We start from the raw sequence: 24,410 nt of genomic DNA, 5'->3' as shown, positions 1-24,410 counted from the left end.
GCCTGGTTTTGCGACTGTGAGAGACGCGGCGGGAACTGGAGTGGGGCGTTCGCGCAAGCGTTGCGGAGCAATATTGTGCAAGTGTTTTGGAGCAATATCGTGCAAGTCTTGCGGAGCAATATCGCCTAAGCGTTACGGAGCAATATCGCCCAAGTGTTCTGGAGCAATATCGCCCAAGTGTTCTGGAGGAATATTGTGCAAGCGTGGTGGGGAAGTCTCGTGCAGGCGTGGTGAGGAAGCCGCGTCTTTCTGCCGCAAACCGCTGCCCTGGTTTAGCGGTGAAACGCGCTGGTCTCCGGTGGTGGCCTTGGCTCATCGTCCGATCGCCCCTGCAAGTTGGACTGAGTGTACTCTAGATTTTCGCCAGATTCTTGCCGGGTCGCAGTCCCCGCTAGGAGAAGATTCGTGAAGCGTTGCTAAATAGGGCTGACCAGCCAGCCGCGCATAAAGTAGTAGACCGACGACAAATATTCGTCTACCACGCGGGTCGTCAGCGCCAGCGCGTCTACATTGGGCACTAGGTCGGCGACGCTGGCAATCAGACGGCGATCGTCCAGTTGAAACAGGAATTGGTCGGTGGGCAGTCCCAGGGTTCGCAGGCCGCGACTGGCAAAGGTGGCGCGGGCGCGGCTGACGTTGAGCAAGGGCACCACCAGCAGCAGGCTGTCGGTTTCTTTTTGGTAGCCCAGGGGGGTCAGGATGCGCTCGATGGCCACCGCGTTGCTGTAGAGATCCGTGCCTTCGGTGTCGATTACGATGCGATCGCCCTGCACGCCCGCGCTGGTCAAAATTCCCTGCACCGTCTGAATGGCGATCGCCCGTGCCTCTTGCGACGCATTCAGCCCCAGTTGCGACCCCAGGCTAACGATGACCAGCGGGTTTCGGCCCTGTTCCAATTCACCCCGATAGACGCGAGCCGCAAAGAAGAGCCGCGAGGCCAGCACGTTGGTAAACCCGTCGCGATCGCTGCTGACCTGGGTGCGGCTGCGATAGGCCGGGTCGGCCGGGTCATTGCTGTCGCCCAGCACCACAATTGCCTTGACGGATGCCGGGTTAAAGTCCACTGGCCGCTGCACCGCTGGGCTATAGGCCAGCGTGCGGGCCGCCTGCGAGGTCAGCCAGTAGGCCACAATCGGCGTACTCGTCAGCAGCAGCACCAGCACCGCTGCCAGCACTAGGTTTCCGTCCACGCTTTTGGCCCCTTTTTTCAGTGAACTCAGCAGCAGGAAGAACACCAGACCCAGCGGTTTTAGCGGCAGCGACAGCACGCTCCAGACCGTGCCCACAGTGCGATTGGTGGGGTCGATAAACGCCAGAATGACGAAGGCAAACAGGATAATGCCGCCCAGCCACGTCAGATAGACCCTGGGAATGAACTTGCTGAACACGTACCAGAGGATCGTGCCAATTAGCAGCCAGAGCAGAATTCGGGTGAGCAGTTCAAACATGGTTGACGGGTCGCCCGCTGGAGGTCAATGCCGGGGGGGCAAAAAGGTCTAGTCCAGTGTAATGCGCGATCGCCCACCCGGTAACGGATTTCTGGCAGCTATAGGCTGGTGAGTTGCGTCCAATACTGGTCGTAGAGTTCCGTCGCATCGCCGATTGGGGAAATGCGCTCACATTTTTGCAGCGCTGCTTGGTCGGGATAGAGGTTGGGATTGGACTTGAGGGCGTTGGGCAGGAGGTCGATCGCTGCCTGGTTTGCTGTGGCGAACCTCAGCCGCTCCGATGCCTTTGCCAGCACATCTGGCTCCAGCAAGAAGTTAATCCAGGCATAGGCCGCATCGGGGTTGGGGGCAGCCGCCGGAATCACCATCGTATCGGTCCACAGGGACGAGCCGCTGGCGGGAATCAGGTATTGGATGTCGGGATTTTCTTCGGACACCTGGAGCGCGTCGGAGGAATAGGCCATGGCGATCGCCAAGTCGCCCGTCAACATCTGATCGCGCCAGCCGTCGGTCGTAAAGTTGGCGATCGCAGGCTTGAGCTTTTGCAACTGCCGGAACGCCGCCTCTAGTTCCTTTGGGTTGGTGGAGTTATAGGAATAGCCCAGCGACTTCAGCGTTGCGCCCATCACCTCGCGCACGTCGTTAAACAGCGTCACCCGTCGCGCCAGCTTGCTCTGGTTGTCCCAGAGATAGTCCCAGTCCTGCGGCGAGGGGTTTAGCTGGGTGCGGTTGTAAACCAGGCCGGTCGTGCCCCACACGGCGGGAATGCTGAACTGGTTGCCGGGGTCGTAGGGCGGGTCTTGAAACTGGGGCAGCAGGTTTTCGGCTCCGGTGATTTTGGTTTTGTCCAGTTTTGCCAGCAGGTTCAGTTCCCTCATCTGCTCCACCATATAGTCGGAGGGGTAGATGATGCTGTACTCGTTGCCGCCGCCGGCCTGCACCTTCGCCAGCATGGTTTCATTGGAGTCGAACACGTCGGCGATCGCCCGCACGCCTGTCTGCTCCTGAAACTGGCTCAGCAGCTCGTCGTCAATATAGTTTGACCAGGTATAAATCCGCAGCGTATCACTGCCGCCCGCGCCGCCCTGCACGTTGCTATAGCCGCCCCGACAGCTTGCCAGCGCCACGGCCGACAGGGCCGCGCCTGCCCCCTGAAGAAACTGCCGCCGGGTTTTGCGGCTAAACGGAGTGGTGGGCCGATTGGGCTGAGTCATAGGTCTGGGATTGGGGTCTGGAATTGGGGTCTGGGATGGAAGTGAGAACTTTCCCAATTATCCCCAGTTCTGACGCAAAAGCGACATTGTGTAGCCAGCGCTACATCTTGACCTGACAAGCTGAATCGACCGGGCAACCTAAAGCAATACGGAGAGGGGGGGATTCGAACCCCCGTTGGGTGTGACCCCAAACTTGATTTCGAGTCAAGCGCATTCAACCACTCTGCCACCTCTCCAAAGGGGCATTATCGTATTTTACAGGACGAACGGCGCTAATCGACGGGGGCGATCGCCCGAAACCCTGTTTTTGGAGTCCACTGAATTGCGCCCTGCTGAGCGACCACATGCAGCGGAACAGTTTGGCTGCGGAACCAGGCTTCTGCGGCTTTGCTGGGCGGGCGAGTGGCGATCGCCTGCTGGGGGCGAATCGTGCTGAGCGCCTGGGCATCCAGCTTTATTCCGTCCCACCACAGCACGCTGGTCAGGGTCGCCAGTTGTGGCAGCATAGGTTCCGAAGGCACGGTTTTCGACCCGCGCAGCAGCAGCCAGATTTGGTCACCAATCTGAAATCGCAGCGCCAAGGGGTCTTGATCCACCTTCCGCACCGCCACATCGCCAAGCTGCACCGCCTGATCCAGCGGCAATGTGTAAATCCGGCCGCCCCGCGCCTGGAGTTGCTGAATGAGTTGCTGTTTGTCAGGGAGTGTCGAGTTTTTGGACCGTGGACACGTTCCAGAAGAAAAGTAGAAAGACTGAATCGGTAGATGTTGTGCAAGCTGCATCCAGCCTTCTGTGTGGCATTCGGTGAGGTCGGGGGCGATCGCCCAGGTCACCCGGTTCACCCCCTGCTGTCGCAAAAAGGGCAGCACGGTAAACTGCACGTCCTGGGGGCTGAGGCTGCCGATTAGCCCCACGCGGCTGCGGTGCTGCACGATCAGCATCGGCTCGTCGGCCGTGTCTAGCACGGTCACCGCCAGCCGCGACATCACCGCCGCCCCCGCCGGAATGGCCACCAGCCCAAGACACACGATCGCCGCCACCCACCAGCGCCGATGTAGCGCCGCCACGCCCCACACCAGCAGGTAGATGGCATACAGCGCGATCACCTGACTGGGCGCGATCGCCCCCGCTGCATAGGCATTGCCCGGAAGCTGGTTGGCAAATTCCACCAGCGCGATCAAAAGCTGGGTTGGCCACAGGAGCAACTGGGCGATCGCGCTGCCCCCCGCAGGCACGACCAGCGCCGCCAGCGCACTGAGGCCGCTGCCCAGGCTGATGCCCGTAATCACCGGCGCAGTCAGGATATTGAGCGGCAGGCTGTAGGGCGACACCACGCCGAAGACGTGCAGTTGCAGCGGCAGCGTCCACACGAAGGCGGCGAGGGGCACGGCCACCAGCGGGGCGATCGCGCTGGGCAGCCAGTCCAGCCATTTCGTCAGCACGGGAGCCGTCACCAGCAGCCCCAGCGTCGCCAGCACGCTGAGCTGAAAGCCCAAATCCCAAATCCAGATCGGATTCACCAGCAGCAGCAGCGTCGCCGCCAGCAGCAGCGAGTGGAGCGGGTTGACCTTGCGCCCCAGCGTGATCGCCACCAGCACCGCCAGACCCATCACGCCCGCCCGCGCCACCGACGGCTCCAGCCCCGTTAGGCCGATATAGCCCAGCAGCGCCGCCGCCGAGAGCGCAAAGCTGACCTGGGATGGGAGCGATCGCGTCAGGCTGAGCAAAATGCCGATCAGCAGCGACACCTGAAAGCCCGATGCCGCCAGCGCGTGGGCCAGTCCCGCATTGGCAAAGCTGTCGCGCAGGTCAAAGGGTACGTCTACGGCCCCCTTGCCCAGCAGCATAGCGCTGACCAGGGCCGCCGGGCCCTGATCCACAGTTCCATCTGGATTTTTAATGGACAAACCCGCTGCCTGCGATCGCACGATGCGCTGCCGCACCTGCCACAGCGCTTGCTGAAGCCGGGAAGAGAGCGATCGTCCCCACGTCCACTGTTCCCGAAACCGCCCCTCTGTTGCCGGAAAGTCAACGGTTTTACCCGCCAGTCCTGCAAACATACCGCGCTGCGCCAAGTATTGCCGGAAATCGAAGCCGCCGGGGTTGCTGGCGGGCTTGGGACGATACAGCGACCCCGACACCGTGAGCATTTGCCCCGGATACAGCCCTGCCTTCAGCTTCAGCGGCAGCGTCACATACAGCCGCCCAGACACCGCCGCAGCGCGAATGGGCTGGTCTGCCTCGTCCATCTGCTGCACCTGAAACGGCACTAGCTCTAGCTGGAGCTTGCCGCTGCGGGTTTGCTTTGGCGGCGTGTCGATGAAGCCCTGCACCGTCACGGCTAAGTTAGTCTGCTCGGCTGCTGCGTCGGGGTTGCTCAGCAGAGCGCTAATGTCAGTTTCCGCAGGTCTGGGCAGGCGCACCTGAAAGTAAAGCGCTGCCAACAGTCCGACCCATCCCGCCGCCATCCAGACCTTGGCGGAAGGCCCCGTCCGCCAGAGGCGAGGCGCGATCGCCCCTGCCAGCAATCCCAACCCAGGGAGGGCGATCGCCCCCGCTGAGATGCCCCATACCTGCACCGAAACCCCGGTCAAAAGCAGGCCCAGCCCGTAGGCCAGGCACAGCATTGCGCCGCCCGCTGCATTCATAAATTTTTGCTGTTTGATACACCCTGATGAACAGCAGTATTCCCACCTGGTATGCCCGATTACCAGATGCCCGATTACCAGATGCCCGATTACCAGACGCGGGGAAGATATCCGGGCCGATCGACCAGCGCCGGCCGCAGCAGATGCCAGATCTGGATAAACCAGCGGCGGGCCTCTAGGGTGGAGTGGCCGCGATAGCGGTAGAGGAGGCCGGATTGGAGGCGGGTAGCGGCGTATTGGCGGGGCGGGAGGGGGCTAGAGGAAGCTGCGGTGGGAATAAATTGGCGGGTTTGGGGGAGCAGATCGGCAGAAAGTTGGGCGACGGGCTGGCCGAGGATGGCGAAACTGGCGACAACGGGGCAATGGTTCAGCCCGTGGGGACTGCTCAGCGGGGCAGCACCGCCGAGGATCTGCTGCGGATCGACCCAGAGTAGTCTGCCGTCTTGCCAGACTTCGGTGTGCGATCGCCATTGGCCGCTAGCAAATCCTTCGCCTCGCGCCGTGCGTCCCAGCCGAGTCATCTCCCAGCCCAGCCACAGCGCGTCTTCGTCTAGATCTACCCGCAGCCGCTGCCGATAGTCGGCCCCGTCGAACACGATGGTTTCCTGGGGCAGCCATTCTAAATAGCCGCCTGCTGCAATATGGATATGGGTCGCTTGCTCGGCGACCTGGCCGTTGCTGCGGTAAATCTTGCCTGCGGTGGCCGTGGTGCAAAGGGCATGGGCTTTGGGGGCCAGGTGAATTTTCGCGGACAGGCGATCGCCCCCCACCACACCGCCCGCCGTGTGCAGCGTGACCACATGACAGACGCGATCGCCCTCTGGGAAGAACGGCCGCTGCACTTTCATCGGAGCCTGCACAAAGCTTCGGCCAAGCTGCGTTCCGCCCGCCCGCGCCACAAAATCCAGTTCCAAGCGCCCCTGCCAGCCCGCCCCGTCCGCTCCCATTACGCCGTCACTCCGCTCCCACGCCTCTCCTAGACCTGCCCAATCTCCAGCACGTTGCCGTCCGGGTCGCGGGTAAACAGGGCAGGACGACCCGATGCGCTCATCTGCACGGGATAGCCATGTTCAACCAGCCGCGTTTTCATGGCATCCAGGTCAGGAGTGGCGATCGCCAGATGGGGATTCCGGCCCCACTTTTCCGCCTCCGTCAGCGAGACCTGAGTGCGCGGATCGGCCATCAGGTGAATCTGCACCTCACCTAGCTGATACCAGGCTCCGGGATATTTCAAGGGTCGATCGATTTTGGTCAATCCCAGCACGGTGCCATAGAACTGTTCTGCTTTGTCCAAATCCGACACCAACAGCGCCGCGTGCAAGAATCGAGTCAGCATAGGGGCAATTCGCGAGGCGATCCCTACAGGAATCGCGCAATTACATCATCCTGATTCTAGGACGGGTTTCGAGCCGCATCGCAGCGATTTTTAGCTACACCTTAGCTATTACTCAGCTATTCCCATGCTTCAAGCTTGCCAACTTGAACCGCACTCCAGCGCTACCAGCCCTATATTTCTCCGGGGTGACGCTGCGAATGAAATGGCTGAAAGCCCGATGAATACTGGATGAGCCATCCAAAATCGCAAGCCCAAAACCGCAAACCCAAAATCGCAAATCCAAAATCAACCGACCTCAAACCACACCGCGCACCAAAATTCCGGTATACACGCCCTGCACGTCCACTTCTTCCACGTCAAACACGGTTGGCTGGTAGGCGGCGTTGGCGGGCTGGAGCGTTACCGTTGTTTCCGATCGGAGGTAGTGTTTCAGCGTCGCTGCATCGCCCACGCGGGCCGCAACGATCGCCCCATTTTTCAGCGAAGCCGGGTCTGGGTTGCGCCGCAGCAAGATCACGTCGCCGTCCAAAATGTGGGATTCGATCATGCTGTCGCCCTGAACGCGCAGGGCAAACAACTGGGACAAGTCGTAGGGCGATCGCCGCGCCAGGTTAGGAAACAGTTCCAGCGGCAGATAAATTTCTGGCTCGTCTACAAAGGTGGTCTTGGGGCTGTGGGCTGCGATGCCGCCTAGGAGGGGAATGCCCTGGGGCAGCTTACGCCGACTCCTGGATTTGGACGAAGCCTGCTCCAGCGCTGCCCAGGGAGAAGTGGCGGATGTCTCTGGCACAGCCTCGACGGTCGAACCCGTGCCCATTGCCTCGGCGGGAACAAGCTGGAGCATTGGCGCTGGCTGTGCGGAGCGATGTCGCCCGGTTGTTGCCCCGTTCACTTGGCTCGACTGAACCACCTGAATGGCGCGGGCTTTGTGGGGCTTGCGGGTGATGTAGCCTTTGTTGCACAGAGCGTTGAGGAGCGATCGCACGGGGTCTTTAGAGCGATAGCTCAGCCCGACGCGAATTTCCTCATAGGTTGGTGAAATGCCCTGCTGCTGGATGAATTCCGTCACCCAATCCAGGCATCGCTGCTGCTTGACGGTCAGCGGCTTGGGGGTAGACTGGCGGGTGGATTGCCTGACTGTAGACCGTTTGGCGGTGGGTGGCTTGGCCGTAGGCATGGCTGCAATAGTTTATTTATACTAGATGCTAACATAATAGTTCACTCGTTCTATACCGAATCAAAAACTTTTTATTTGCCTTAATTTGCCGCCCGCCGCTTCACAATTTCTATATCTCAGGGCGATATCTCTAGGGCGATATCTCAGGACGATCCGGCGGGGTGCAATTATGGGCGTGCGGGCAGAATTTCGGGAGTATCGACGGGCATTTCGACGGCCGCTGATGACGGCCCACGGAGTCTGGAGCGAGCGGCGGGGAATTTTGGTGAAGCTGACGGACTCGGCGGGGCGGACGGGGTACGGCGAGATTGCGCCCCTGCCCTGGTTTGGCAGCGAAACGCTGGAGGCGGCGATCGCCCTCTGCCAGTCGCTTCCCGAATTCCTCAATCTGGCGGATATCCGGGCGATCGCCCCCACGCTGCCGGCGGGACAGTTTGGGCTGGAATCTGCCTGGGAGTCGCTGATGCAGCATGACCCCAGAAAGTCTGACCTGCCCGCCTGGGAGCCGCCCCACCTCAGCGCCCTGCTGCCTGCGGGGGAGGGGGCAATTTCTGCCTGGAAGCCGCTTTGGGAGCGGGGACACCGCACCTTCAAGCAGAAAATCGGCGTGGGCGAGTTGGCCGCAGAACAGGCCGCATTTGCCGAACTGATTGGGCAGCTTCCGCCCAGGGCAAGGCTGCGGCTGGATGCCAACGGCGGGCTGGATTGGGACACGGCCTGCCGCTGGTTGGAGCAATGCGCGGCCCATCCCCAGGTAGAATTTTTGGAGCAGCCCCTCGCACCGTCCCAGTTTGACGCGATGCTGAAGCTGGCCGAGCGCTTTCCCACGCCCTTGGCGCTGGATGAGTCTGTCGCCACGCTGGCCCAGCTCCGCACCTGCTGGCAGCGGGGCTGGCGCGGGGTGGTGGTGATTAAAGCGGCGATCGCCGGGTTTCCCAGCCAGCTTCGCGCCTTTTGCCAGCAGCACCCGGTCGATCTCGTCTGGTCGTCTGCGCTGGAAACTGCCGTGGCCCGCCGCTACATCCAGGCGCATCTGGTGCAGCTAGAGCATTCGGGGAACCGACCCGACCGCGCTCTGGGCTATGGCGTGGCCCACTGGTTTTGCGACCCTGCGTTTGAGCAAGATTCCGCCGCCGCCCTATGGCAAACCCTGACTGCCTCCGCGATTGCCTAGCCGCCTGCCTGCATCGACCCTGGCTGGTTGGCATCGAACCTGCCGCCTTTGCCCAGCAGGTTCAGACCCGCCAGACGGCGATTCGCGAAGCGATCTCTACGGGAATCACCCCAGCGCTGCGGAGCCCCATCGCCCACCCCCTAGCCCCCTGGGAAACGCGCCCCCCGGCAACGCTGCTGATTGCCGAACCCGACCCGCTGAACTTTCTGGCCAGCCTTTGTGCGGCAATTTTGTCGGAGTGCCTAGAGGGATGGGCGATCGCCCTCGGCAATCCCGCCTGGGGCGTGCAGGAATGGTATCAGCTCCACCACCACCTGTCCCCTTTGGTCATTCTCACCCCCACCGCTCCCTATCCCGCGCTCCCTCTTGATCCGGTACAGGCTCCGGCTCTCCCTACTTCTGCGGGTGAAGGAAGAACGAAGAACGAAGAACGAAAAGGGAGGGCGGTACAGCCTCTGGATCTCCTCATTCCTACAGGCGGCTCCTCTGGCCAGCTTCGCTTTACTCACCACACGGGAGACACGCTTCTTGCCGCTGTCCGAGGCTTTCGCCAGTTTTTTCAGCCAGAACTCGCCAGCGGGCCGGTGAACTGCTGCTGTGTGCTGCCGCTGTATCACGTCAGCGGGCTGATGCAGGCGTTGCGGAGCGCGGTGTCGGGTGGGCAACTGGCGCTGCATTCCTTCAAGGCGCTGGAAGCGGGAGACTTTCCGGCGATCGCCCCCGACCGTTTTTTCCTCTCCCTCGTCCCTACCCAGCTCCAGCGGCTGCTCGACTCGCCAGCGGGCGCAGACTGGCTGCGACGGGTTCACACGATCTTGCTGGGCGGTGCGCCGGCCTGGGACGACCTGCTCATCCAGGCACGACAGCAGGGCCTCCGCCTCGCCCCCACCTACGGCATGACCGAAACTGCCTCGCAAATTGCCACCCAGCGGCCAGCGGAATTTCTGGCGGGGGAACCGGGCTGCGGGCGGGTGCTGCCCCACGCGCTAGTGGACATTGTGGACGCAGCCGGAACGCCGCTGCCTGCCGGAGAAGTGGGGCGAATTCAAATTCGGGCGGCTTCGCTGGCGCGGGGCTATTGGGGAGCGCCGGATTTTGGCGGCCAGTTTGCGACCGATGATCTGGGCTGGATGGATGGGGCAGGACGGCTGCACATTGCTGGCCGCAGCAGCGACAAGATTATCACGGGCGGCGAAAACGTGTTTCCCGCCGAGGTAGAGGCGGCGATTCGGGCGACGGGGCTGGTGCAGGATGTGGCGGTGGTGGGGGTGGGCGATCGCCACTGGGGGGAAGTGGTGACGGCGCTCTACGTTCCCGCCAATTCCCAGGTTTCCCCAACACGGCTGGAAGCTGCGCTGCAAGACAAGCTCAGCCGCTTCAAACAGCCCAAGCGCTGGATTGCCGCCGACGGGATTCCCCGCAGCGCCCAGGGCAAGCTGAACCGTCGCCAGCTTGCGGAATGGGTGCAAACCGCCCAGCCGCCAGTCGGCGATGGGGGCTGCCAAAAAGACCTGCCATCTCCTGAAACTACGCGAAATGCATAAGTCCTGTTAAAGTTTTGGATGACGACAATCGTGCCTCAGTCCACCGAGGCATATACCTTGAGACAGGGGAGGAACGTCCATGAGCGGACGGCTGCTGCTGGTCGATGATGAACCTGGATTGCGCCAAGCTGTGCAGGCGTATCTGGAAGACAGCGGCTTTGTTGTAGAAGTCGCCAGCAACGCCCGCGAAGGCTGGGAAAAGGTTCAGCAGCTTTTACCCGATCTGGTCATTTCCGACATCATGATGCCCCAGGTCGATGGCTATCAGTTTCTCAAGCAACTGCGGGAAGATCCCCGCTTCGAGACGCTGCCCGTGGTGTTTTTGACAGCACGGGGCATGACCTCCGACCGAATTCAGGGCTACAACGCGGGCTGCGATGCCTATTTGCCCAAGCCGTTTGACCCAGAAGAACTGGTGGCCATCGTATCCAGCCTGCTGGAGCGTCGATCGGCGATCGCCCGTGCGGGTGGCGACGACGAAAAGACCGACCTGGCCGACATCAAAGAGCAAATCGCCCAACTGCGGGCCATGCTGTCGCAAAAAGGGTCGATTGCCCAAACTCCTGCCCCGATTCACCTCGACTTTACACCCCGTGAGCAGAGCGTCCTAGAACTGGTTGCTGAAGGGCTGATGAACAAAGAAATTGCTCGTCGCCTCGATACTAGCGTCCGCAATGTGGAGAAATACGTCAGCCGATTGTTTAGCAAAACGGGCACCAATAGCCGCACGGAACTGGTGCGCTATGCCCTGGAGCATGGCTTGACGAAATGAGAGATGGGGAGCTTGGAGGAATTTACTGAGTTAAAGATTGCGAAATGTTGCTTTTCTTTAATTTAGCGACATCTTTCGTTTCACTCCTCAAGAGACTGTTATCTTCATTCTCTAATGATGTAATGGAGAAAACACCCATGCAGACTTCTAAGCACCTGGGCCAATCCCTTGGATTTATGCTGCTTCTGGCGATCGCCTGTGCAGGCATGGTAGGACTGATGACATCCCAGGTCGGCGCTATGCCCTAGTGTGGATGCCCGTGTTTCCTGAGAAGGGGTGTTTCTATTTGTAACCTAGTGCTTGTAACGCTAGTTCCAGATGTATTCCTGGATGGCAGTAGGCTCACGGATCTCTGGCGGATTGGCGTAGTCAGCCATGCACTCGCAATGCACTCGCAATGCACTTGCAATGTACTTGCAATTTACGTACCAGCAATGTGCGTACTCGCAATGTACTGAGCAAAACGAGAATGCATTCCCAAGCATGGCGATCGCCCCGCCCAGAGGTCTTTTTTTTGCCATTTTCTCAAACCGCTCGAACCGCTCGAACCGCTCGAACAGAATGGGCCCAACCCGCCCTAGAGCCGCTGCAACAGATCTAGCCCGTGGGTGTCGGTGCCGCAGGTATGCAGCAGACCCAGGCGATCGCCCAGTTGCCTCACTTCTTCGGTCTGGCGGGGGCTGGGCTGCCACGGCGAAGGGTTGTTGTAGGCATAGTAGGTTTCGATGCCGTCAATGCCCAGGTCGGCGGCAGCGGGGATCAACTCTTGGGGCGATCGCTTATATCGTGCCGGGTGGGCCAGCACCGCCAGCCCGCCTGCCCGGTGAACCGCAGCAATGACCCGCCCGGCCTGTCGCGCGTCGCCGTCTACCGACTGCCCCTGCTGATAGACGTGCAAGTCTGGATGCGCCGGGTCAAAGGCATAGCAGAGGATATGCACCTCGTCCGCCAGCAGTTCCGCCGTGATCTCCATACCTGCCCACAAGCGGGGCAGCGGTCTAGACGCAGGATTCTCCACCTCGTCCACCCACGCTGGCTGGAGACTGCTCAGCCACCGCTGCGCCCGAAAATAGCCGCCCGTGGAGTGGTGATCCGTAATCGCTAAGCCAGAGAGTCCAATGGCGATCGCCTGCTCCATGAGCTGCTCCGGCTGGAGTTTGCCATCCGAGCAAACCGTATGCATATGAAAGTTGTAAAACCGGGGACAGCTTTCGGCTGTAATCGTTTGAAACACCTGCCGCAGCGATGCAGCATCCTGTGCCCCTGAGGACTGAGCATTCACCCCTTGGGTGAGACTAACCGCCATAGTCTGCGCTTCATGATGTTTTACATCCGCAATTCTAGGGTTTCTGCAAACTTATTGCCAACCAAGAAGCGCTTGGGATGGGAGCAAACCGTTTTGCATCACGCGATTTGCTCCCTGCCTGTTTAAATCTTATTAAATCTTGCGGTGGCCCTTAATCCGGCGAATATCTTGGGGATGGTTGCTGTGGGTGAGCTTATGTACTAACACGGGCGATCGCGCTAGGATGGACAAGCGTTGCAAATCGTTCTCAGCAGATTCTCTGAATCGCTCCGGTGAATCAGCCGTGCACCCATCCAGGAGCGGTAGAATGTTAAGAATGGTTTCGCCTGTGGTTTCGCCTGCCAGCCCCAGCCCCTATGCCTCAACGTGCCGACACTGCTAAGCGCCGGAAAAAAGTCGATTCTTCGGGCGAGTCTGCGAATGGGCACGCTCCGGTTTCCCAAGACCTGTCTGAGGACCTGTCTAGGAACCTGTCTGAATCGGTCAAACTGACGGCAATTCGCGAAGGGATCGCTTCGGGAATCGCCCAGCCGGGTTCCGCTGCCAATCCCCAAAACACAATCCGGATTCGCGGCGCTCGTCAGCATAACCTGAAGAACGTGGATCTGGACTTGCCGCGCGATCGCCTGATCGTGTTTACGGGCGTGTCGGGGTCGGGCAAGTCGTCGCTGGCCTTTGACACGATCTTTGCCGAGGGGCAGCGCCGCTACGTAGAGTCCCTCAGCGCCTACGCCCGCCAGTTTCTCGGCCAGGTAGACAAGCCCGATGTAGACGCGATCGAGGGCCTCAGCCCCGCCATCTCCATCGACCAGAAATCCACCTCCCACAACCCGCGCTCCACAGTGGGAACCGTCACGGAAATTTACGACTATCTGCGGCTGCTCTATGGGCGGGCGGGGGAGCCGCATTGCCCCCAGTGCGATCGCTCCATTGCGCCGCAAACCATCGACCAGATGGTGGATCAGGTGATGACCCTGCCTGACCGCACCAAGTTTCAGATTCTCGCGCCCGTGGTGCGCGGCAAAAAGGGGACGCACAAGAAACTGCTGTCGGGGCTGGCGGCGGAGGGCTTCGTGCGAGTGCGCGTCGATGGCGAGGTACGCGAACTCAGCGACAATATCGAACTCGACAAAAACCAGTTCCACAACATTGAAATCGTCGTCGATCGCCTGATTAAAAAGGACAACATTCAAGAACGCCTGGTGGACTCGCTTTCGACCTGCCTGAAACGATCAGAGGGCATCGCCATCATCGACGCGACGCTGCCGGACGTGGATAACGTCGTGCAGTTTCCAACCAAGCCTGACCTGCAACTGCCCGTGCTGCCGGGGATGGCGGCGGAACCCGCGGGGCGCTATGGCGTGGATTTGGAACAAGACACGCCCAAAAACCAGCTAGAACTGCTGTTTTCCGAAAACTTTGCTTGCCCGGAACACGGCGCGGTGATGGAGGAGCTGTCGCCTCGTCTGTTTTCCTTCAACTCGCCCTACGGAGCCTGTCCCCATTGCCACGGGCTGGGGTCGCTGCGGACTTTCTCGGCGGAACTGGTCGTTCCTGACCCAAGCCTGCCTGTGTATGCGGCGATCGCCCCCTGGTCAGAGCGCGACAACACCTACTACTTCTCGCTGCTCTACAGCGTCGGACAGGCGTTTGGCTTTGAAATCCAGACCCCCTGGGAAAAGCTAACCCCCGACCAGCAGCACGTCATTCTGCACGGCAGCGACGAGAAAATCTACATCGAGTCGGACTCGCGCTATCGAGACACCAAGGGCTATTACCGCAAGTATGAGGGCGTGCTGCCCATGCTTGATCGCCAGTATCGAGAGTCCACATCGGAGCAGTTCAAGCAAAAGCTGGAGCAATACCTGATCGACCAGCCCTGTGAGGTGTGTGGGGGCGATCGCCTCAAGCCAGAAGCCCTAGCCGTCCGCCTGGGGCAATATCGCCTGAAAGATCTGGCCAGTGTTTCAATTCGCGAATGCCTCAACCGGGTCAACCAGATGCAGCTAACGCCCCGGCAGGCGCAGATCGGCGACTTGGCGCTGAAGGAGATCCGGGCGCGGCTGCAATTTTTGCTGGATGTGGGGCTGGACTATCTGACGCTGGATCGCACGGCGATGACCCTTTCCGGCGGCGAGGCCCAGCGCATCCGCCTGGCCACACAAATCGGCTCTGGCCTGACGGGCGTGCTGTACGTCCTAGACGAACCCAGCATTGGGCTACACCAGCGCGATAACGATCGCCTCTTGCACACGCTCAACCGCCTGCGCGACCTAGGCAACACGCTGATCGTGGTGGAACACGACGAAGACACCATTCGCGCCGCCGATTACCTGGTGGACATTGGCCCCGGCGCAGGCGTTCATGGCGGCAACATTGTGGCCCACGGCTCGCTGCAAAACCTGCTGGAGGCAGAGGACTCGCTGACGGGCGCGTACCTGTCTGGGCGGCGCGTCATTCAAACGCCTGCGGAACGCCGCAAGGGCAATAGCCGCAGCCTCAAAATCCGCAATGCCCGCCGCAATAATCTAAAAAACCTAGATGTCGATATTCCGCTTGGAAAATTCGTCTGCGTTACGGGTGTCTCTGGCTCTGGCAAATCGACGCTGATTAACGAACTGCTCTATCCCGCGCTGCAACATCACTTTGGGCGTAAAGTCCCCCAGCCCAAGGAAATGGCGGAAATGCAGGGCCTTGCCGCCCTCGACAAGGCGATTGTCATCGACCAGTCGCCGATTGGCCGCACGCCGCGCTCCAACCCTGCCACCTACACGGGTGTATTTGACGTAATCCGCGACCTGTTTGCCGAAACGATTGAGGCCAAGGCGCGGGGCTATAAGGCGGGACAGTTTTCCTTCAACGTCAAGGGCGGGCGCTGCGAGGCCTGCGGCGGGCAGGGCGTAAACGTGATCGAAATGAACTTCCTGCCGGATGTGTACGTGCAGTGTGAGGTGTGTAAGGGGGCCCGCTATAACCGGGAGACCCTGCAAGTGAAATATAAGGGCAAGTCGATTTCCGACGTGCTGAACATGACGGCAGAGGAGGCGCTGGAATACTTCGAGAATATTCCCAAAGCGTCGGCGAAGCTGCAAACGATGGTGGACGTGGGGCTGGGCTATGTGCGGCTGGGGCAGACCGCGCCGACGCTCTCTGGCGGCGAGGCGCAGCGGCTAAAGCTGGCGACGGAACTCTCGCGCCGCGCCACGGGCAAGACGCTGTACCTGATCGACGAACCGACCACTGGCCTGTCGTTCTACGATGTCCACAAGCTATTGGACGTGCTGCAACGCCTGACGGACATGGGCAACACCGTGCTGGTGATTGAACACAATCTGGATGTAATCCGCTGCTGCGACTGGGTGATTGACTTGGGGCCAGAGGGGGGCGATCGCGGCGGGCAGATCATCGCCGTGGGCACGCCAGAGCAGGTCGCTGAAGTTCCTGAATCCTATACCGGGCAATATCTCAAGAAAGTGCTGGCGCAGCATCCCCCCGCGAAGTAAAGGTTCTAGTAACAGAGTCTGAATTCGTTGAGGTTGGATTCGTTGAGGTTGGATTCGTGAGGTTGGATTCGTGAGGTTGGATTAGTTCTACCAAAGTTCAGCATCGCCAATCCAAAATCCAGTCCGGCTATTCCACAAACTTCAGCACCTTGACCTGCGGTTCTGGCAGATTGGCGTACTGTGTCGCCTTTTGCTCAAGCTTGGAAAGCTGCCCTAGGGCGAGGCTACAGGGCATTCCATATTTGGCCTGGACGCGATCGCTGGCAATATGCAGCGCGGTGCGCGATCGCTCCAAAAAGTCTGCCAAAGGATAAACCTGATCTGGGGTAAAGTAGTCCTTAATGACCAGGGACGGCGAATAGCAAAGCTCCTGGGAGCCGTCTGGCCACTCAATCTGAAAACGAAGCTCTGGCATTGGCAAAGGATCAGGGGTGAGAAGGGGGAAATTTGGAGGCTGGGCTGAAGCAGCCAGTCGAGCGATCGAGCTAGGCATTCGGCATCTCTCCTATCGTACTCGTACCGCATTCATCTGCTTCTATCTGTATCGCGGAGTTCAGGGAACAGACTGATACACCCGACTCGACACACTTCAGCTTCCCCGAATCCATTCCGTTACGCCGCCGGGTTTGTCGATGAGCGTGATGCCCTGGGCTTTTAGCTCGTCTCGAATGCGATCGCCCTCGGCCCAGTTTTTCGCCTGTTTTGCCGCCGCCCGCTGCTGCACCCGCGCTTCGATTTCTACATCGCTGAGTCCATCGGGTTCCGGTGGTGCGTCTGGCGAAACGGCCAGCCCCAGCACCTCTGCCAGCGCCACCAGCGTTTGCCACTGGGCTTGCAGTGCGGCGGGTTCTGCCAAGGTTTTGCCGTCGTGGGTGAGGCGGTTGCCCTCTTTTTGCAACTCTTTGGCCAGTTCAAACAGCACCGCCAGCGCCACGGGCGTATTCAGGTCGTCGTCCATCGCCGCCTGAAAGCGCTGCACGGCCTCGCTTGCAGTCGCAATTGGTGGGGCTGGGGGGGCATTGAGCGCGGTGGCTTCTCCCTGGCCAAATCCCAGCGCTGCGCCGTGCCGATAGCCGAACCGCAGCCCCTCCGTCAGGGTGTCCCAGGCGTTTTGGGCAGAGGCGATCGCCTCTTCGGTAAAGTCAATCGGCTTGCGATATTGCGCTTGCAGCACAAACAGCCGCAGCACCATCGGGTCAAAGCCGCTCTCTAGCATTTGGCGAATCGTTGTGAAATTGCCCAGCGACTTCGACATTTTTTCGCCGCTGATATTCACAAAGCCGTTGTGCAGCCAGAAGCGCGACAGGGGCTTGGCCAGCGCCGCCTCCGACTGGGCGATCTCGTTTTCATGGTGCGGAAAGATTAGGTCTTGCCCGCCTGTGTGGATGTCGATGCTGTCGCCCAGTTCCTCGCGCACCATCACCGAGCATTCAATATGCCAGCCGGGTCGTCCCTTGCCCCAGGGCGAATCCCACTCCGGCTCACCGGGCTTTGCCGCCTTCCACAGAGCAAAATCTAGGGGATGGTGCTTTTTCGCCGCTTCCTCATCGACGCGGCCGCTGGCCCCGGCTTCCATCTGGTCGAGCCTGCGTCCCGACAGTTTGCCGTAGCTGGGAAATTTTTCGACAGCGTAGTATACGTCGCCGCCGGATTCGTAGGCATAGCCGCGATCGATTAGCGACTGGATGAACTCGACAATCTGCGGCACAACTTCGGTGGCCTTGGGATATACGTCGGCGCGGCGGATGTTCAGCCGATCCATGTCGTCCAGATATGCCTGGATATAGGTTTCGGTGATGACGTTCCAGGGCACGTTTTCCTGGTGCGATCGCCGGATGATTTTGTCGTCAATATCGGTGAAATTTTGCACGTATTTCACCGCGTAGCCGCGCCACAGCAGATAGCGCCGCAGCGTGTCCCAGGCGATATAGTTCCGCGCATGGCCCACGTGCGAGTAGTCGTATACCGTCACGCCGCAGGCATACATCTTGACCACGCCGGGTTCCAGCGGCTCAAACGGCTCGACTCGTCGCGTCAGGGTGTTATACAAACGGAGAGACATGGAAGGCTTTATCGCAGGACATCTAAACCATCAAATTGTATTGCAGATAGAGCCGCGCTTGAGCTAAACGCTGAGAACCTGCTACGGTGCAATTGGTGTGGATGTTGGATTTTGGATTTTGGATTGCTAGGGTGTGCTTTAAACCCTTTGATCCCCCCTAACCCCCCTTAAAAAGGGGGGAACTGAGCCGAGCCACTCCGGAAGTCCCCCTGAATTTTGATCCCCCCTAGCCCCCCTTAAAAAGGGGGGAACTGAGCCGAGCTACTCCGGAAGTCCCCCTGAATTTTGATCCCCCCTAGCCCCCCTTAAAAAGGGGGGAACTGAGACGAGCTACTCCGGAAGTCCCCCTGAATAAGGGGAATTTAGGGGGATCGACTCAAGGCAATCAACGAGCTAGAAAGGTTTAAGACACTGCCTAGCTAGTTGGTGCGGGGCTTCTGGCAGTTCATTCTGAGTGCCACTTAGCTAGCGCAGGTACATCTTTGGAAGAAGGGGCTGGGGGATGAGGGCAAACTTGCAGAACTGGGATGCGCCCATCAGCGCCGCTTGGAAGAATTGATCCAAGGCTTGTATCCAAAGCTTGTATTGAGTTTTCAGCTAGGACTTATGAACCAGATGTCTATGAGCCAAATCTTTCTGGCGATCGCCTCTATTCTCGGCGGGCTGTCTGTGGCTGCTGGAGCCTTCGGGTCCCACGCGCTGCGGCCCAAACTGAGCGATCGCATGTTGGAAATTTTTGAAACGGGCACGCGCTATCAGATGTATCACGCGCTGGCGCTGCTGCTGGTGGGGCTATTGCTGCTGCGGGCAGAAGCGGGGCTAGGCTGGCTGAACGCGGCGGGATGGGCGTTTGTTGCGGGGACGCTGATCTTTTCTGGCAGCCTCTACGCCCTCAGCCTCAGCGGTGTGAAAGTGCTGGGAGCCGTTGCGCCAATTGGGGGCACTGCGCTGATGGTGGGCTGGGGCTGCTTGGCGATCGCCGCCCTTAGCTTAAAGTAGAACCCGCGCTGCAAAGCTCAGACAAGCTCAGGGGTGAACCGCAGAAATCGCGCCCTGGAAGCGTCGGGCTGCGTCCGTCATTCCTGCATAGTTCACAATTGGCTCTTCCACAATTAGCTCATTGGGAAACACGAACTCTGCGGTTTCGTAATATTGTTCTGTCCACTCGGCCCGTTGGGACATCTGATCCATATAGCCGACGAAGTGGCCCACCAGGAAATACACCGCGACCAGCGCCGCTGCCGCCATCGACACCAAAAAGCCCGCCAGCATCAGCGAAAACTCTTTACGGTCAAGCGCTTCCTGCATAAGGTGCAGTGCCCATGCCACCAGCGCTACGACGATGAACAGAATAAAAATCATTCTTATAGGAATGTAACGTTTTGTAATATTTCACATTGTAACAGTTCCTCAGAAAAGTGTCTCTTAAGGTGACCTAGAGATTTTGGGAAGAGGGAAGAGAGAAAAACGAAGAGAGAAAAACGAAGAGGGAAGAGGTTCGTTTTTCGTTTTTCGTTCTTCGTTTTTCGTTTTTCGTTCTTCCCATCACCCCCTAACCGTCACCTGCTGTCCCTTCAAATACTCCTTAATCTCGGCAACCGTAAGCTGGCCGTAGTGTAGCAGCGATGCCAGCAGCGCCGCCTCTGCCTTGCCCTCGGTCAGCGCTTCGTGAATGTGGGCGCAGGTGCCCGCTCCGCCGGAGGCAATGACTGGAATCTGCACCTGTTCGGCGATCGCCCGTGTCAGTTCCAGGTCATAGCCCGCCTGCGTGCCGTCTGCATCCATACTGGTCACCAGCAGTTCCCCCGCGCCGCGCTGTTCCACGTCCTTGGCCCAAGTGAGCGCATCCAGCCCCGTATTCTCTCGCCCGCCGCGCACGTAGACATCCCAGCCGGGATTGTTGGGATCGGTTCGCCGTCGCGCATCGATGGCGACAACGATGCACTGATTGCCAAAGCGATCGCTCGCCCGGTTGATGAACTCTGGGTCGCGCACGGCTGAGGAATTGATGCTCACCTTATCGGCTCCTGCCCGCAGCAGTTGCTTGATGGTGTCTAGGGAGCTAATGCCGCCGCCCACCGTCAGCGGAATAAACACCTGCTCCGCCGTGCGATACACCACGTCATAGATGATGTTGCGGTCTTCGTGGGTGGCGGTGATGTCTAGAAACACGAGCTCATCTGCTCCGGCATCGTTGTAGACCTGCGCCAGTTCCACGGGGTCGCCCGCATCCCGCAGGTTGACAAAGTTCACGCCTTTCACCACGCGCCCCGCCTTCACATCCAGGCAAGGCAAGATTCGTTTTGCCAGCATTGCGATCGCCTATTGAAGATATTGAAGAGTCCACAAAAATTCAGCAAACATTCGACGAAATTTCTCTGCCCAAACTTCAACCCTGCGCTGACTTGAGAAAAAGCGCCACCAAGTCACCACAATATCGCTTAAATGGGGCGCAATACAGCGCAATAGACTGATACACTGGCTAATTGTTTGCCGATCGTTGAGTGTCGAGATGCAAATTGGTCAAAAGGTTCGGGTTCGTCGGTTGCGCGATCGCACGGGTCAAGCGGTAGTAAAGCACCTGGGGCAAGTGGGCGAGGTTCAAGATTTCAAAATGACGGATGGCAGCGGCATCGGGGTCGTTGTGCAGTTTGATGACAAGTTTTCCACCTGGTTTTTTGAAGACGAGCTAGAGGTCGTTTCTTAGGGAGACGCATGAGTTTCATCCTGACGTTTTTGGGCAAAGGCGGAACCGGACGGACGACCGTGGCGATCGCCGCTGCGAAGCAATTCGCGTTGCAGGGTCAGCGGACGCTGCTGGTGGGACAAGACCCCGGCCCCGCCTTTGGTCTGCTGCTGGGCGCATCCGTCGGCGCAACGCCCCAGGAGATTGGCGCAAATTTGAGCGCTGTCCACCTGCAATCTACCGCGCTGATGGAGTCCAGTTGGGAGGAACTCAAGCGTCAGGAAGCGCAGTACCTCCGCACACCGATTCTCAAAGCGGTCTACGGTCAGGAATTGGGCATCCTGCCGGGAATGGACGGGGCGCTGGCGCTGAATGCCCTGCGGGAATTTGACGGCAGCGGCAAGTATGAGGTTATTGTGTACGACGGCGCAGGGGACTTGTCTACGCTGCGGATGCTGGGGATGCCGGAAATCGCCACCTGGTATTTCCGCCGTTTCCGCAAGGTGGTGGCGGATTCTGACCTGTGGAAAGCTGTGTCGCCCTTTGTGCAGCCTGTTGCCGCTGCGGTGCTAAATGTGAACTGGTCGGGCGATTTGTTTGACCAGCCCGCGATGCAGCAGAGCAATAATCTCCTGGAGCGGGGCAAAGCGGCGGTCAATGATCCCAGCCGTGTTGCTGCCTACTTGGTAACGACGCAGGATGCGGCGGCGATCGCCACTGCCAAGTATCTCTGGGGCAGTGCCCAGCAGGTGGGGCTGACCGTGGGCGGCGTGATTCTCAATCAGTCGTCTGACGGGAGTGCGATCGCCCCGGAGTTTGCGCCGCTCCCGGTGACTGCGTTGCCAAACTATCCAGGGCAAGACTGGCAGCCTTTGATCGAGGCCCTGCCCGACTTTACCCAAGCAAGTCAGGCTCCTAGGGCGATCGCCGTCAATATTGCCGAGCGCAAGGTGGCTCTTTTCCTTCCCGGTTTCGACAAAACTCAGGTGAAGCTCATTCAGTCTGGCCCGGAAGTCACCGTCGAAGCAGGCGACCAGCGCCGCAATATCGCCCTGCCGCCCGAACTCAGCGGCCGCCAGGTGACGGGCGCTAAGTTTCAGGACAGCTTTTTGATTATTTCGTTTTGATTATTTCGTTCTAGGGCAGCTAGGAGCCGCCCAGATTTTCCAGATCTTACTTTTGCTCCGGCAACATGCACTTGTCGCTGTCGCATCCGGCAGGGCCCGCTTCCACTAGTTCCCCGGAATCGTAGCGGGCTAGGGCTGCGTAAAAGTCGGCCGTGCGCTGCCGCTCTTGGACTTCGCGCTGGAGCTTCAGGTATGTGGCGCGATCGATCTTCTCGAAGGGCAACCGGGGGAAGGGCGCATTGAACCGGGCCAGCAAGGCAGCACTGATGTAGCCCTGATCCTGGGCGATCGCCCCATAAATCGCCTGGGCCAGTGGCTCGATTTCGTCTTCGTTTAGCTCGATGGTGGCGCTGGTGTTGTGCGCGGTGTAGTGCTGCTGCACCTGCATGTAGAAATCGAACTGGGCCAGGGCGCTAAATTTCTCAATTTCGATTTCATCGGCTCCGGGCAGGTTAGCCCAGGGAACCTCCACGGGAATTTCCACCAGCCACTCGGTGCAGCGCGGGTCAAACGGGTCGTTCAGCAGGTTGCCGTCGTCGTCTTTGTCGGATTGCGACGGCACAATGCTGTAGCCGTAGTCGAGGCAGGCCAGCGCTACGGGATCATTCTTGCGGAAGGTGATGCGGCGGATAAAGCGCTGGGCCTTGGGCGGGTGCCAGCCGGGAGATGCGCCCGTCAGCAGGGATTTTGTGCCCGCAGGCTGGACGGTGGTGCAGCGGTTGGGGCGGCGAAGCTGGTGGCGATCGCAGTAGTCCCACACCACGCGATGCACAATGTCTTTCCAGTAGCTCAGGTATTGCCGCTCCTTCTCCTTAAACTCTAGCCCTTTCACTGTGTCGGGGCGGCCCTGGGCCCACCAGCGCAGCCACTCCACGCCAAACGCCTGCACAAAGAAGTCAAATAGCCCGGTAAAGGACACGCCCACGATTGGGTCTTCTTCTCGCGACTGCTGGTAGCGCGGCTCCGTAAAGTGATGATTCAGCAGGGCTGCAACGGAGAGCGCTCCAGCGGTGAAGGCTTCTTCCTGCTGTTTGAAATCAAACGGATCGAGCTGATTCAGGTGAACTTCCGCCAGGTTGCAGTGGAAGTTTTCGCCGATTATTTCGCCGCAGGGGTTTAATCCATAGCGGCCCTCGCCCTGGGCACGACGTTCTGCTTCTCCTGCCCACTGGATCGCACCTTCACCAGAGTAGTATTGCTTGCGGACGGCTTCGGTGCATTCTTCCAGCGTCGGCTTGCGGTGAAAGACGCGGGTGTGGTTCGCCATGCGGAGTGCGTCGCGTTCGGGGTCGATGCGCCAGTTGCCCTCAGCATCCTGCATCCAGAGGTTGTCCTTGGCCGTTTTGGCCAACTCATCCTCGCTGTCGAACTGGCGCATCCCAGCAGAGCGGCGGATGTTTCCAGCAACAACGCAGGCGGCGGCCTCGTCGATTAGCAGGCAGCACTCGATGGAGTTGAGCTGGCGGCCGAGGGCTTTGTTCAAAATCGCCGCGCATCGTTCATAAAGCTGGGGCAGCCGGATGGGATTTGCCACGCCGCCAAAGCCCTTCAGCCGTTCGCCCGCCGGACGCACGTCGCTGAGGTCGATGGTGACGGTGACTTCGCCGTTAAACCGCTCATCGGTGGAGAGTTCCAGCACGGTTTGATAGGACTTGACCCAGCCCTGGCGACTGTCGCCCACGCGAATCGAGACGCGATCGCCCTCCCAAGTCACCGTCGTTTCACCCTGCCGCTGCTCCGCCGGGGTGCTGCCGATTTCGCCCTGCATGATGGTGTGGAGGCGGTTGCGAATGGCGGGCAGTTGGTTGATGTACTTTGGCTCCAGCACCGCGCCCGTGCCGCAGCCCATCATGGCCAGATCCATCATCAGCCCAAAGGCCCGCCAGTCTACGACGTTGGTGCTGGTGCAGTTGTAAGCGCCGGAAAAGTTTTCGGGGCGATCGGCCCAGGCCGTGCCGCCCACCCACAGCCAGCGGCCGGAGGGCAAGCTCTTGACTTGGTGCTGCATCCGGCGGAGCAGGTCGGCTTCGCTGTCGGTCAGCTTGCCCAGCTTGATGATGCCGCTGAGGGTGCGATCGCACACATCGTCCCAGGTTTCGCGCCGCCCTTCTGCCTTTTCTCCCCGGCGGCTGTAGGTACGGTAGAACACGGGGTTGGCAGCGGGCGCAGACGCAGGGAAGGGGCTGGTTTGGCTGGGCCGTTCGATGTTTTGAACCATAGGGCGATCGCTCGTATGTGTCGTGGACTGAGGTTGTGGAATCGTTGCGTAAAGCGGTGTAAAAAATCTTGCAAAGGCACTGGAAAACCCAGCGGGCACCCCTTCAAATGTCACCTAATGTCACCGTCTAGAATTACCGTCTGAATATCACACCCTCAATATGTAGTGCCATTATAGCGGGTTGCTTCTAGGCAT

Annotated in this window: 20 protein-coding genes and 1 tRNA gene; 8 read left to right on the top strand and 13 right to left on the bottom strand. The window is 59.6% G+C overall.

Features of this window, described 5'->3' with window-relative positions:
- Positions 1-416 precede the first annotated feature (416 nt).
- From HNI00_RS11045 to lexA, 7 genes are all read right to left on the bottom strand, one after another.
- Positions 417-1,448, bottom strand: coding sequence for a YdcF family protein (locus HNI00_RS11045; RefSeq protein ID WP_172354406.1), 1,032 nt, complete (start codon positions 1,446-1,448; stop codon positions 417-419).
- A 98-nt stretch (positions 1,449-1,546) separates the two neighbouring features.
- Positions 1,547-2,662 (bottom strand): polyamine ABC transporter substrate-binding protein, encoded by a 1,116-nt coding sequence (locus HNI00_RS11040; RefSeq protein WP_316793272.1) that lies wholly within the window; start codon positions 2,660-2,662, stop codon positions 1,547-1,549.
- A gap of 149 nt (positions 2,663-2,811) precedes the next feature.
- Positions 2,812-2,898, bottom strand: a tRNA-Ser gene (locus HNI00_RS11035).
- A 36-nt stretch (positions 2,899-2,934) separates the two neighbouring features.
- Positions 2,935-5,310: a ComEC/Rec2 family competence protein gene (locus HNI00_RS11030; protein WP_316793270.1), complete on the bottom strand. Its 2,376-nt coding sequence runs from the start codon at positions 5,308-5,310 to the stop codon at positions 2,935-2,937.
- An 89-nt stretch (positions 5,311-5,399) separates the two neighbouring features.
- Complete coding sequence (locus HNI00_RS11025) at positions 5,400-6,257, bottom strand: urease accessory protein UreD (RefSeq protein ID WP_316793269.1); 858 nt, start codon at positions 6,255-6,257, stop codon at positions 5,400-5,402.
- Between the two features lie 29 nt (positions 6,258-6,286).
- Entirely contained in the window at positions 6,287-6,646 is a 360-nt protein-coding gene (locus HNI00_RS11020) for a VOC family protein (protein ID WP_316793267.1), read from the bottom strand.
- A 295-nt stretch (positions 6,647-6,941) separates the two neighbouring features.
- A complete protein-coding gene (gene lexA, locus HNI00_RS11015; RefSeq protein ID WP_316793265.1) occupies positions 6,942-7,823 on the bottom strand; it encodes a transcriptional repressor LexA in 882 nt (293 codons plus the stop codon).
- A 169-nt stretch (positions 7,824-7,992) separates the two neighbouring features.
- On the opposite strand from lexA, the gene HNI00_RS11010 reads away from it, so the two are divergent.
- The 4 genes from HNI00_RS11010 to HNI00_RS10995 all read left to right on the top strand — a co-directional run bounded on the left by HNI00_RS11010 (position 7,993) and on the right by HNI00_RS10995 (position 11,914).
- Positions 7,993-8,997 (top strand): o-succinylbenzoate synthase, encoded by a 1,005-nt coding sequence (locus HNI00_RS11010; protein WP_316793263.1) that lies wholly within the window; start codon positions 7,993-7,995, stop codon positions 8,995-8,997.
- Entirely contained in the window at positions 8,964-10,541 is a 1,578-nt protein-coding gene (locus HNI00_RS11005) for an AMP-binding protein (RefSeq protein ID WP_316793262.1), read from the top strand. Before HNI00_RS11010 ends, HNI00_RS11005 begins: the two co-directional genes overlap by 34 nt.
- Positions 10,542-10,620: 79 nt before the next feature.
- On the top strand, positions 10,621-11,313 hold the full coding sequence (locus HNI00_RS11000) for a response regulator transcription factor (protein WP_297081000.1): 693 nt from the start codon (positions 10,621-10,623) through the stop codon (positions 11,311-11,313).
- Positions 11,314-11,782: 469 nt separating this feature from the next.
- Entirely contained in the window at positions 11,783-11,914 is a 132-nt protein-coding gene (locus tag HNI00_RS10995) for a hypothetical protein (protein WP_316793259.1), read from the top strand.
- On the opposite strand, the gene HNI00_RS10990 is transcribed toward HNI00_RS10995, so the two are convergent.
- On the bottom strand, positions 11,891-12,619 hold the full coding sequence (locus HNI00_RS10990) for a PHP domain-containing protein (RefSeq protein ID WP_316793257.1): 729 nt from the start codon (positions 12,617-12,619) through the stop codon (positions 11,891-11,893). The two genes, HNI00_RS10995 and HNI00_RS10990, sit on opposite strands and share 24 nt — an antisense overlap.
- A gap of 356 nt (positions 12,620-12,975) precedes the next feature.
- On the opposite strand from HNI00_RS10990, the gene uvrA reads away from it, so the two are divergent.
- Entirely contained in the window at positions 12,976-16,122 is a 3,147-nt protein-coding gene (gene uvrA, locus HNI00_RS10985) for an excinuclease ABC subunit UvrA (RefSeq protein ID WP_316793255.1), read from the top strand.
- A 127-nt stretch (positions 16,123-16,249) separates the two neighbouring features.
- Here uvrA and HNI00_RS10980 read toward each other — a convergent pair whose 3' ends face one another.
- Entirely contained in the window at positions 16,250-16,537 is a 288-nt protein-coding gene (locus HNI00_RS10980) for an MSMEG_0570 family nitrogen starvation response protein (RefSeq protein WP_316793253.1), read from the bottom strand.
- A gap of 174 nt (positions 16,538-16,711) precedes the next feature.
- A complete protein-coding gene (gene cysS, locus HNI00_RS10975) occupies positions 16,712-18,184 on the bottom strand; it encodes a cysteine--tRNA ligase (RefSeq protein ID WP_316793251.1) in 1,473 nt (490 codons plus the stop codon).
- A gap of 621 nt (positions 18,185-18,805) precedes the next feature.
- On the opposite strand from cysS, the gene HNI00_RS10970 reads away from it, so the two are divergent.
- Positions 18,806-19,183: a DUF423 domain-containing protein gene (locus tag HNI00_RS10970; RefSeq protein WP_172354381.1), complete on the top strand. Its 378-nt coding sequence runs from the start codon at positions 18,806-18,808 to the stop codon at positions 19,181-19,183.
- 27 nt (positions 19,184-19,210) lie between these two features.
- On the opposite strand, the gene HNI00_RS10965 is transcribed toward HNI00_RS10970, so the two are convergent.
- A complete protein-coding gene (locus HNI00_RS10965) occupies positions 19,211-19,546 on the bottom strand; it encodes a hypothetical protein (protein ID WP_316793248.1) in 336 nt (111 codons plus the stop codon).
- A 183-nt stretch (positions 19,547-19,729) separates the two neighbouring features.
- On the bottom strand, positions 19,730-20,497 hold the full coding sequence (gene hisF / locus HNI00_RS10960; RefSeq protein ID WP_316793246.1) for an imidazole glycerol phosphate synthase subunit HisF: 768 nt from the start codon (positions 20,495-20,497) through the stop codon (positions 19,730-19,732).
- A 199-nt stretch (positions 20,498-20,696) separates the two neighbouring features.
- Here hisF and petP point away from each other — a divergent pair, with 199 nt between their 5' ends.
- Both petP and HNI00_RS10950 read left to right on the top strand, forming a co-directional pair.
- Entirely contained in the window at positions 20,697-20,891 is a 195-nt protein-coding gene (petP, locus tag HNI00_RS10955; RefSeq protein ID WP_316793243.1) for a cytochrome b6f subunit PetP, read from the top strand.
- A gap of 8 nt (positions 20,892-20,899) precedes the next feature.
- Positions 20,900-21,997, top strand: a complete 1,098-nt coding sequence (locus HNI00_RS10950) for a Get3/ArsA fold putative tail anchor-mediating ATPase NosAFP (protein ID WP_316793242.1) — start codon at positions 20,900-20,902, stop codon at positions 21,995-21,997.
- Between the two features lie 46 nt (positions 21,998-22,043).
- Here HNI00_RS10950 and nrdJ read toward each other — a convergent pair whose 3' ends face one another.
- On the bottom strand, positions 22,044-24,215 hold the full coding sequence (gene nrdJ, locus HNI00_RS10945) for a ribonucleoside-triphosphate reductase, adenosylcobalamin-dependent (RefSeq protein WP_316793240.1): 2,172 nt from the start codon (positions 24,213-24,215) through the stop codon (positions 22,044-22,046).
- Between the last annotated feature and the right edge of the window lie 195 nt (positions 24,216-24,410).

This window comes from Thermoleptolyngbya oregonensis NK1-22 (genome assembly GCF_032705245.1).
Taxonomy (GTDB): Bacteria; Cyanobacteriota; Cyanobacteriia; order Elainellales; family Elainellaceae; genus Thermoleptolyngbya; species Thermoleptolyngbya sichuanensis.
Note: the sequence above shows the minus strand (reverse complement) of the source record. Positions and strands in the feature narration are given on the sequence as shown.

What these genes read in the sequence shown, in the direction of transcription:
- petP (WP_316793243.1), top strand. Translation starts at nt 20,697, where the DNA reads ATGCAAATTGGTCAAAAGGTTCGGGTTCGTCGGTTGCGCGATCGCACG.
- HNI00_RS11040 (WP_316793272.1), bottom strand. Translation starts at nt 2,662, where the DNA reads ATGACTCAGCCCAATCGGCCCACCACTCCGTTTAGCCGCAAAACCCGG.
- HNI00_RS11000 (WP_297081000.1), top strand. Translation starts at nt 10,621, where the DNA reads ATGAGCGGACGGCTGCTGCTGGTCGATGATGAACCTGGATTGCGCCAA.
- cysS (WP_316793251.1), bottom strand. Translation starts at nt 18,184, where the DNA reads ATGTCTCTCCGTTTGTATAACACCCTGACGCGACGAGTCGAGCCGTTT.
- HNI00_RS10950 (WP_316793242.1), top strand. Translation starts at nt 20,900, where the DNA reads ATGAGTTTCATCCTGACGTTTTTGGGCAAAGGCGGAACCGGACGGACG.
- hisF (WP_316793246.1), bottom strand. Translation starts at nt 20,497, where the DNA reads ATGCTGGCAAAACGAATCTTGCCTTGCCTGGATGTGAAGGCGGGGCGC.
- HNI00_RS11045 (WP_172354406.1), bottom strand. Translation starts at nt 1,448, where the DNA reads ATGTTTGAACTGCTCACCCGAATTCTGCTCTGGCTGCTAATTGGCACG.
- uvrA (WP_316793255.1), top strand. Translation starts at nt 12,976, where the DNA reads ATGCCTCAACGTGCCGACACTGCTAAGCGCCGGAAAAAAGTCGATTCT.
- HNI00_RS10980 (WP_316793253.1), bottom strand. Translation starts at nt 16,537, where the DNA reads ATGCCAGAGCTTCGTTTTCAGATTGAGTGGCCAGACGGCTCCCAGGAG.
- HNI00_RS10970 (WP_172354381.1), top strand. Translation starts at nt 18,806, where the DNA reads ATGAGCCAAATCTTTCTGGCGATCGCCTCTATTCTCGGCGGGCTGTCT.
- HNI00_RS11005 (WP_316793262.1), top strand. Translation starts at nt 8,964, where the DNA reads ATGGCAAACCCTGACTGCCTCCGCGATTGCCTAGCCGCCTGCCTGCAT.
- HNI00_RS10990 (WP_316793257.1), bottom strand. Translation starts at nt 12,619, where the DNA reads ATGGCGGTTAGTCTCACCCAAGGGGTGAATGCTCAGTCCTCAGGGGCA.
- HNI00_RS11020 (WP_316793267.1), bottom strand. Translation starts at nt 6,646, where the DNA reads ATGCTGACTCGATTCTTGCACGCGGCGCTGTTGGTGTCGGATTTGGAC.
- HNI00_RS10965 (WP_316793248.1), bottom strand. Translation starts at nt 19,546, where the DNA reads ATGATTTTTATTCTGTTCATCGTCGTAGCGCTGGTGGCATGGGCACTG.
- HNI00_RS11010 (WP_316793263.1), top strand. Translation starts at nt 7,993, where the DNA reads ATGGGCGTGCGGGCAGAATTTCGGGAGTATCGACGGGCATTTCGACGG.
- HNI00_RS11030 (WP_316793270.1), bottom strand. Translation starts at nt 5,310, where the DNA reads ATGAATGCAGCGGGCGGCGCAATGCTGTGCCTGGCCTACGGGCTGGGC.
- nrdJ (WP_316793240.1), bottom strand. Translation starts at nt 24,215, where the DNA reads ATGGTTCAAAACATCGAACGGCCCAGCCAAACCAGCCCCTTCCCTGCG.
- HNI00_RS11025 (WP_316793269.1), bottom strand. Translation starts at nt 6,257, where the DNA reads ATGGGAGCGGACGGGGCGGGCTGGCAGGGGCGCTTGGAACTGGATTTT.
- lexA (WP_316793265.1), bottom strand. Translation starts at nt 7,823, where the DNA reads ATGCCTACGGCCAAGCCACCCACCGCCAAACGGTCTACAGTCAGGCAA.
- HNI00_RS10995 (WP_316793259.1), top strand. Translation starts at nt 11,783, where the DNA reads ATGCATTCCCAAGCATGGCGATCGCCCCGCCCAGAGGTCTTTTTTTTG.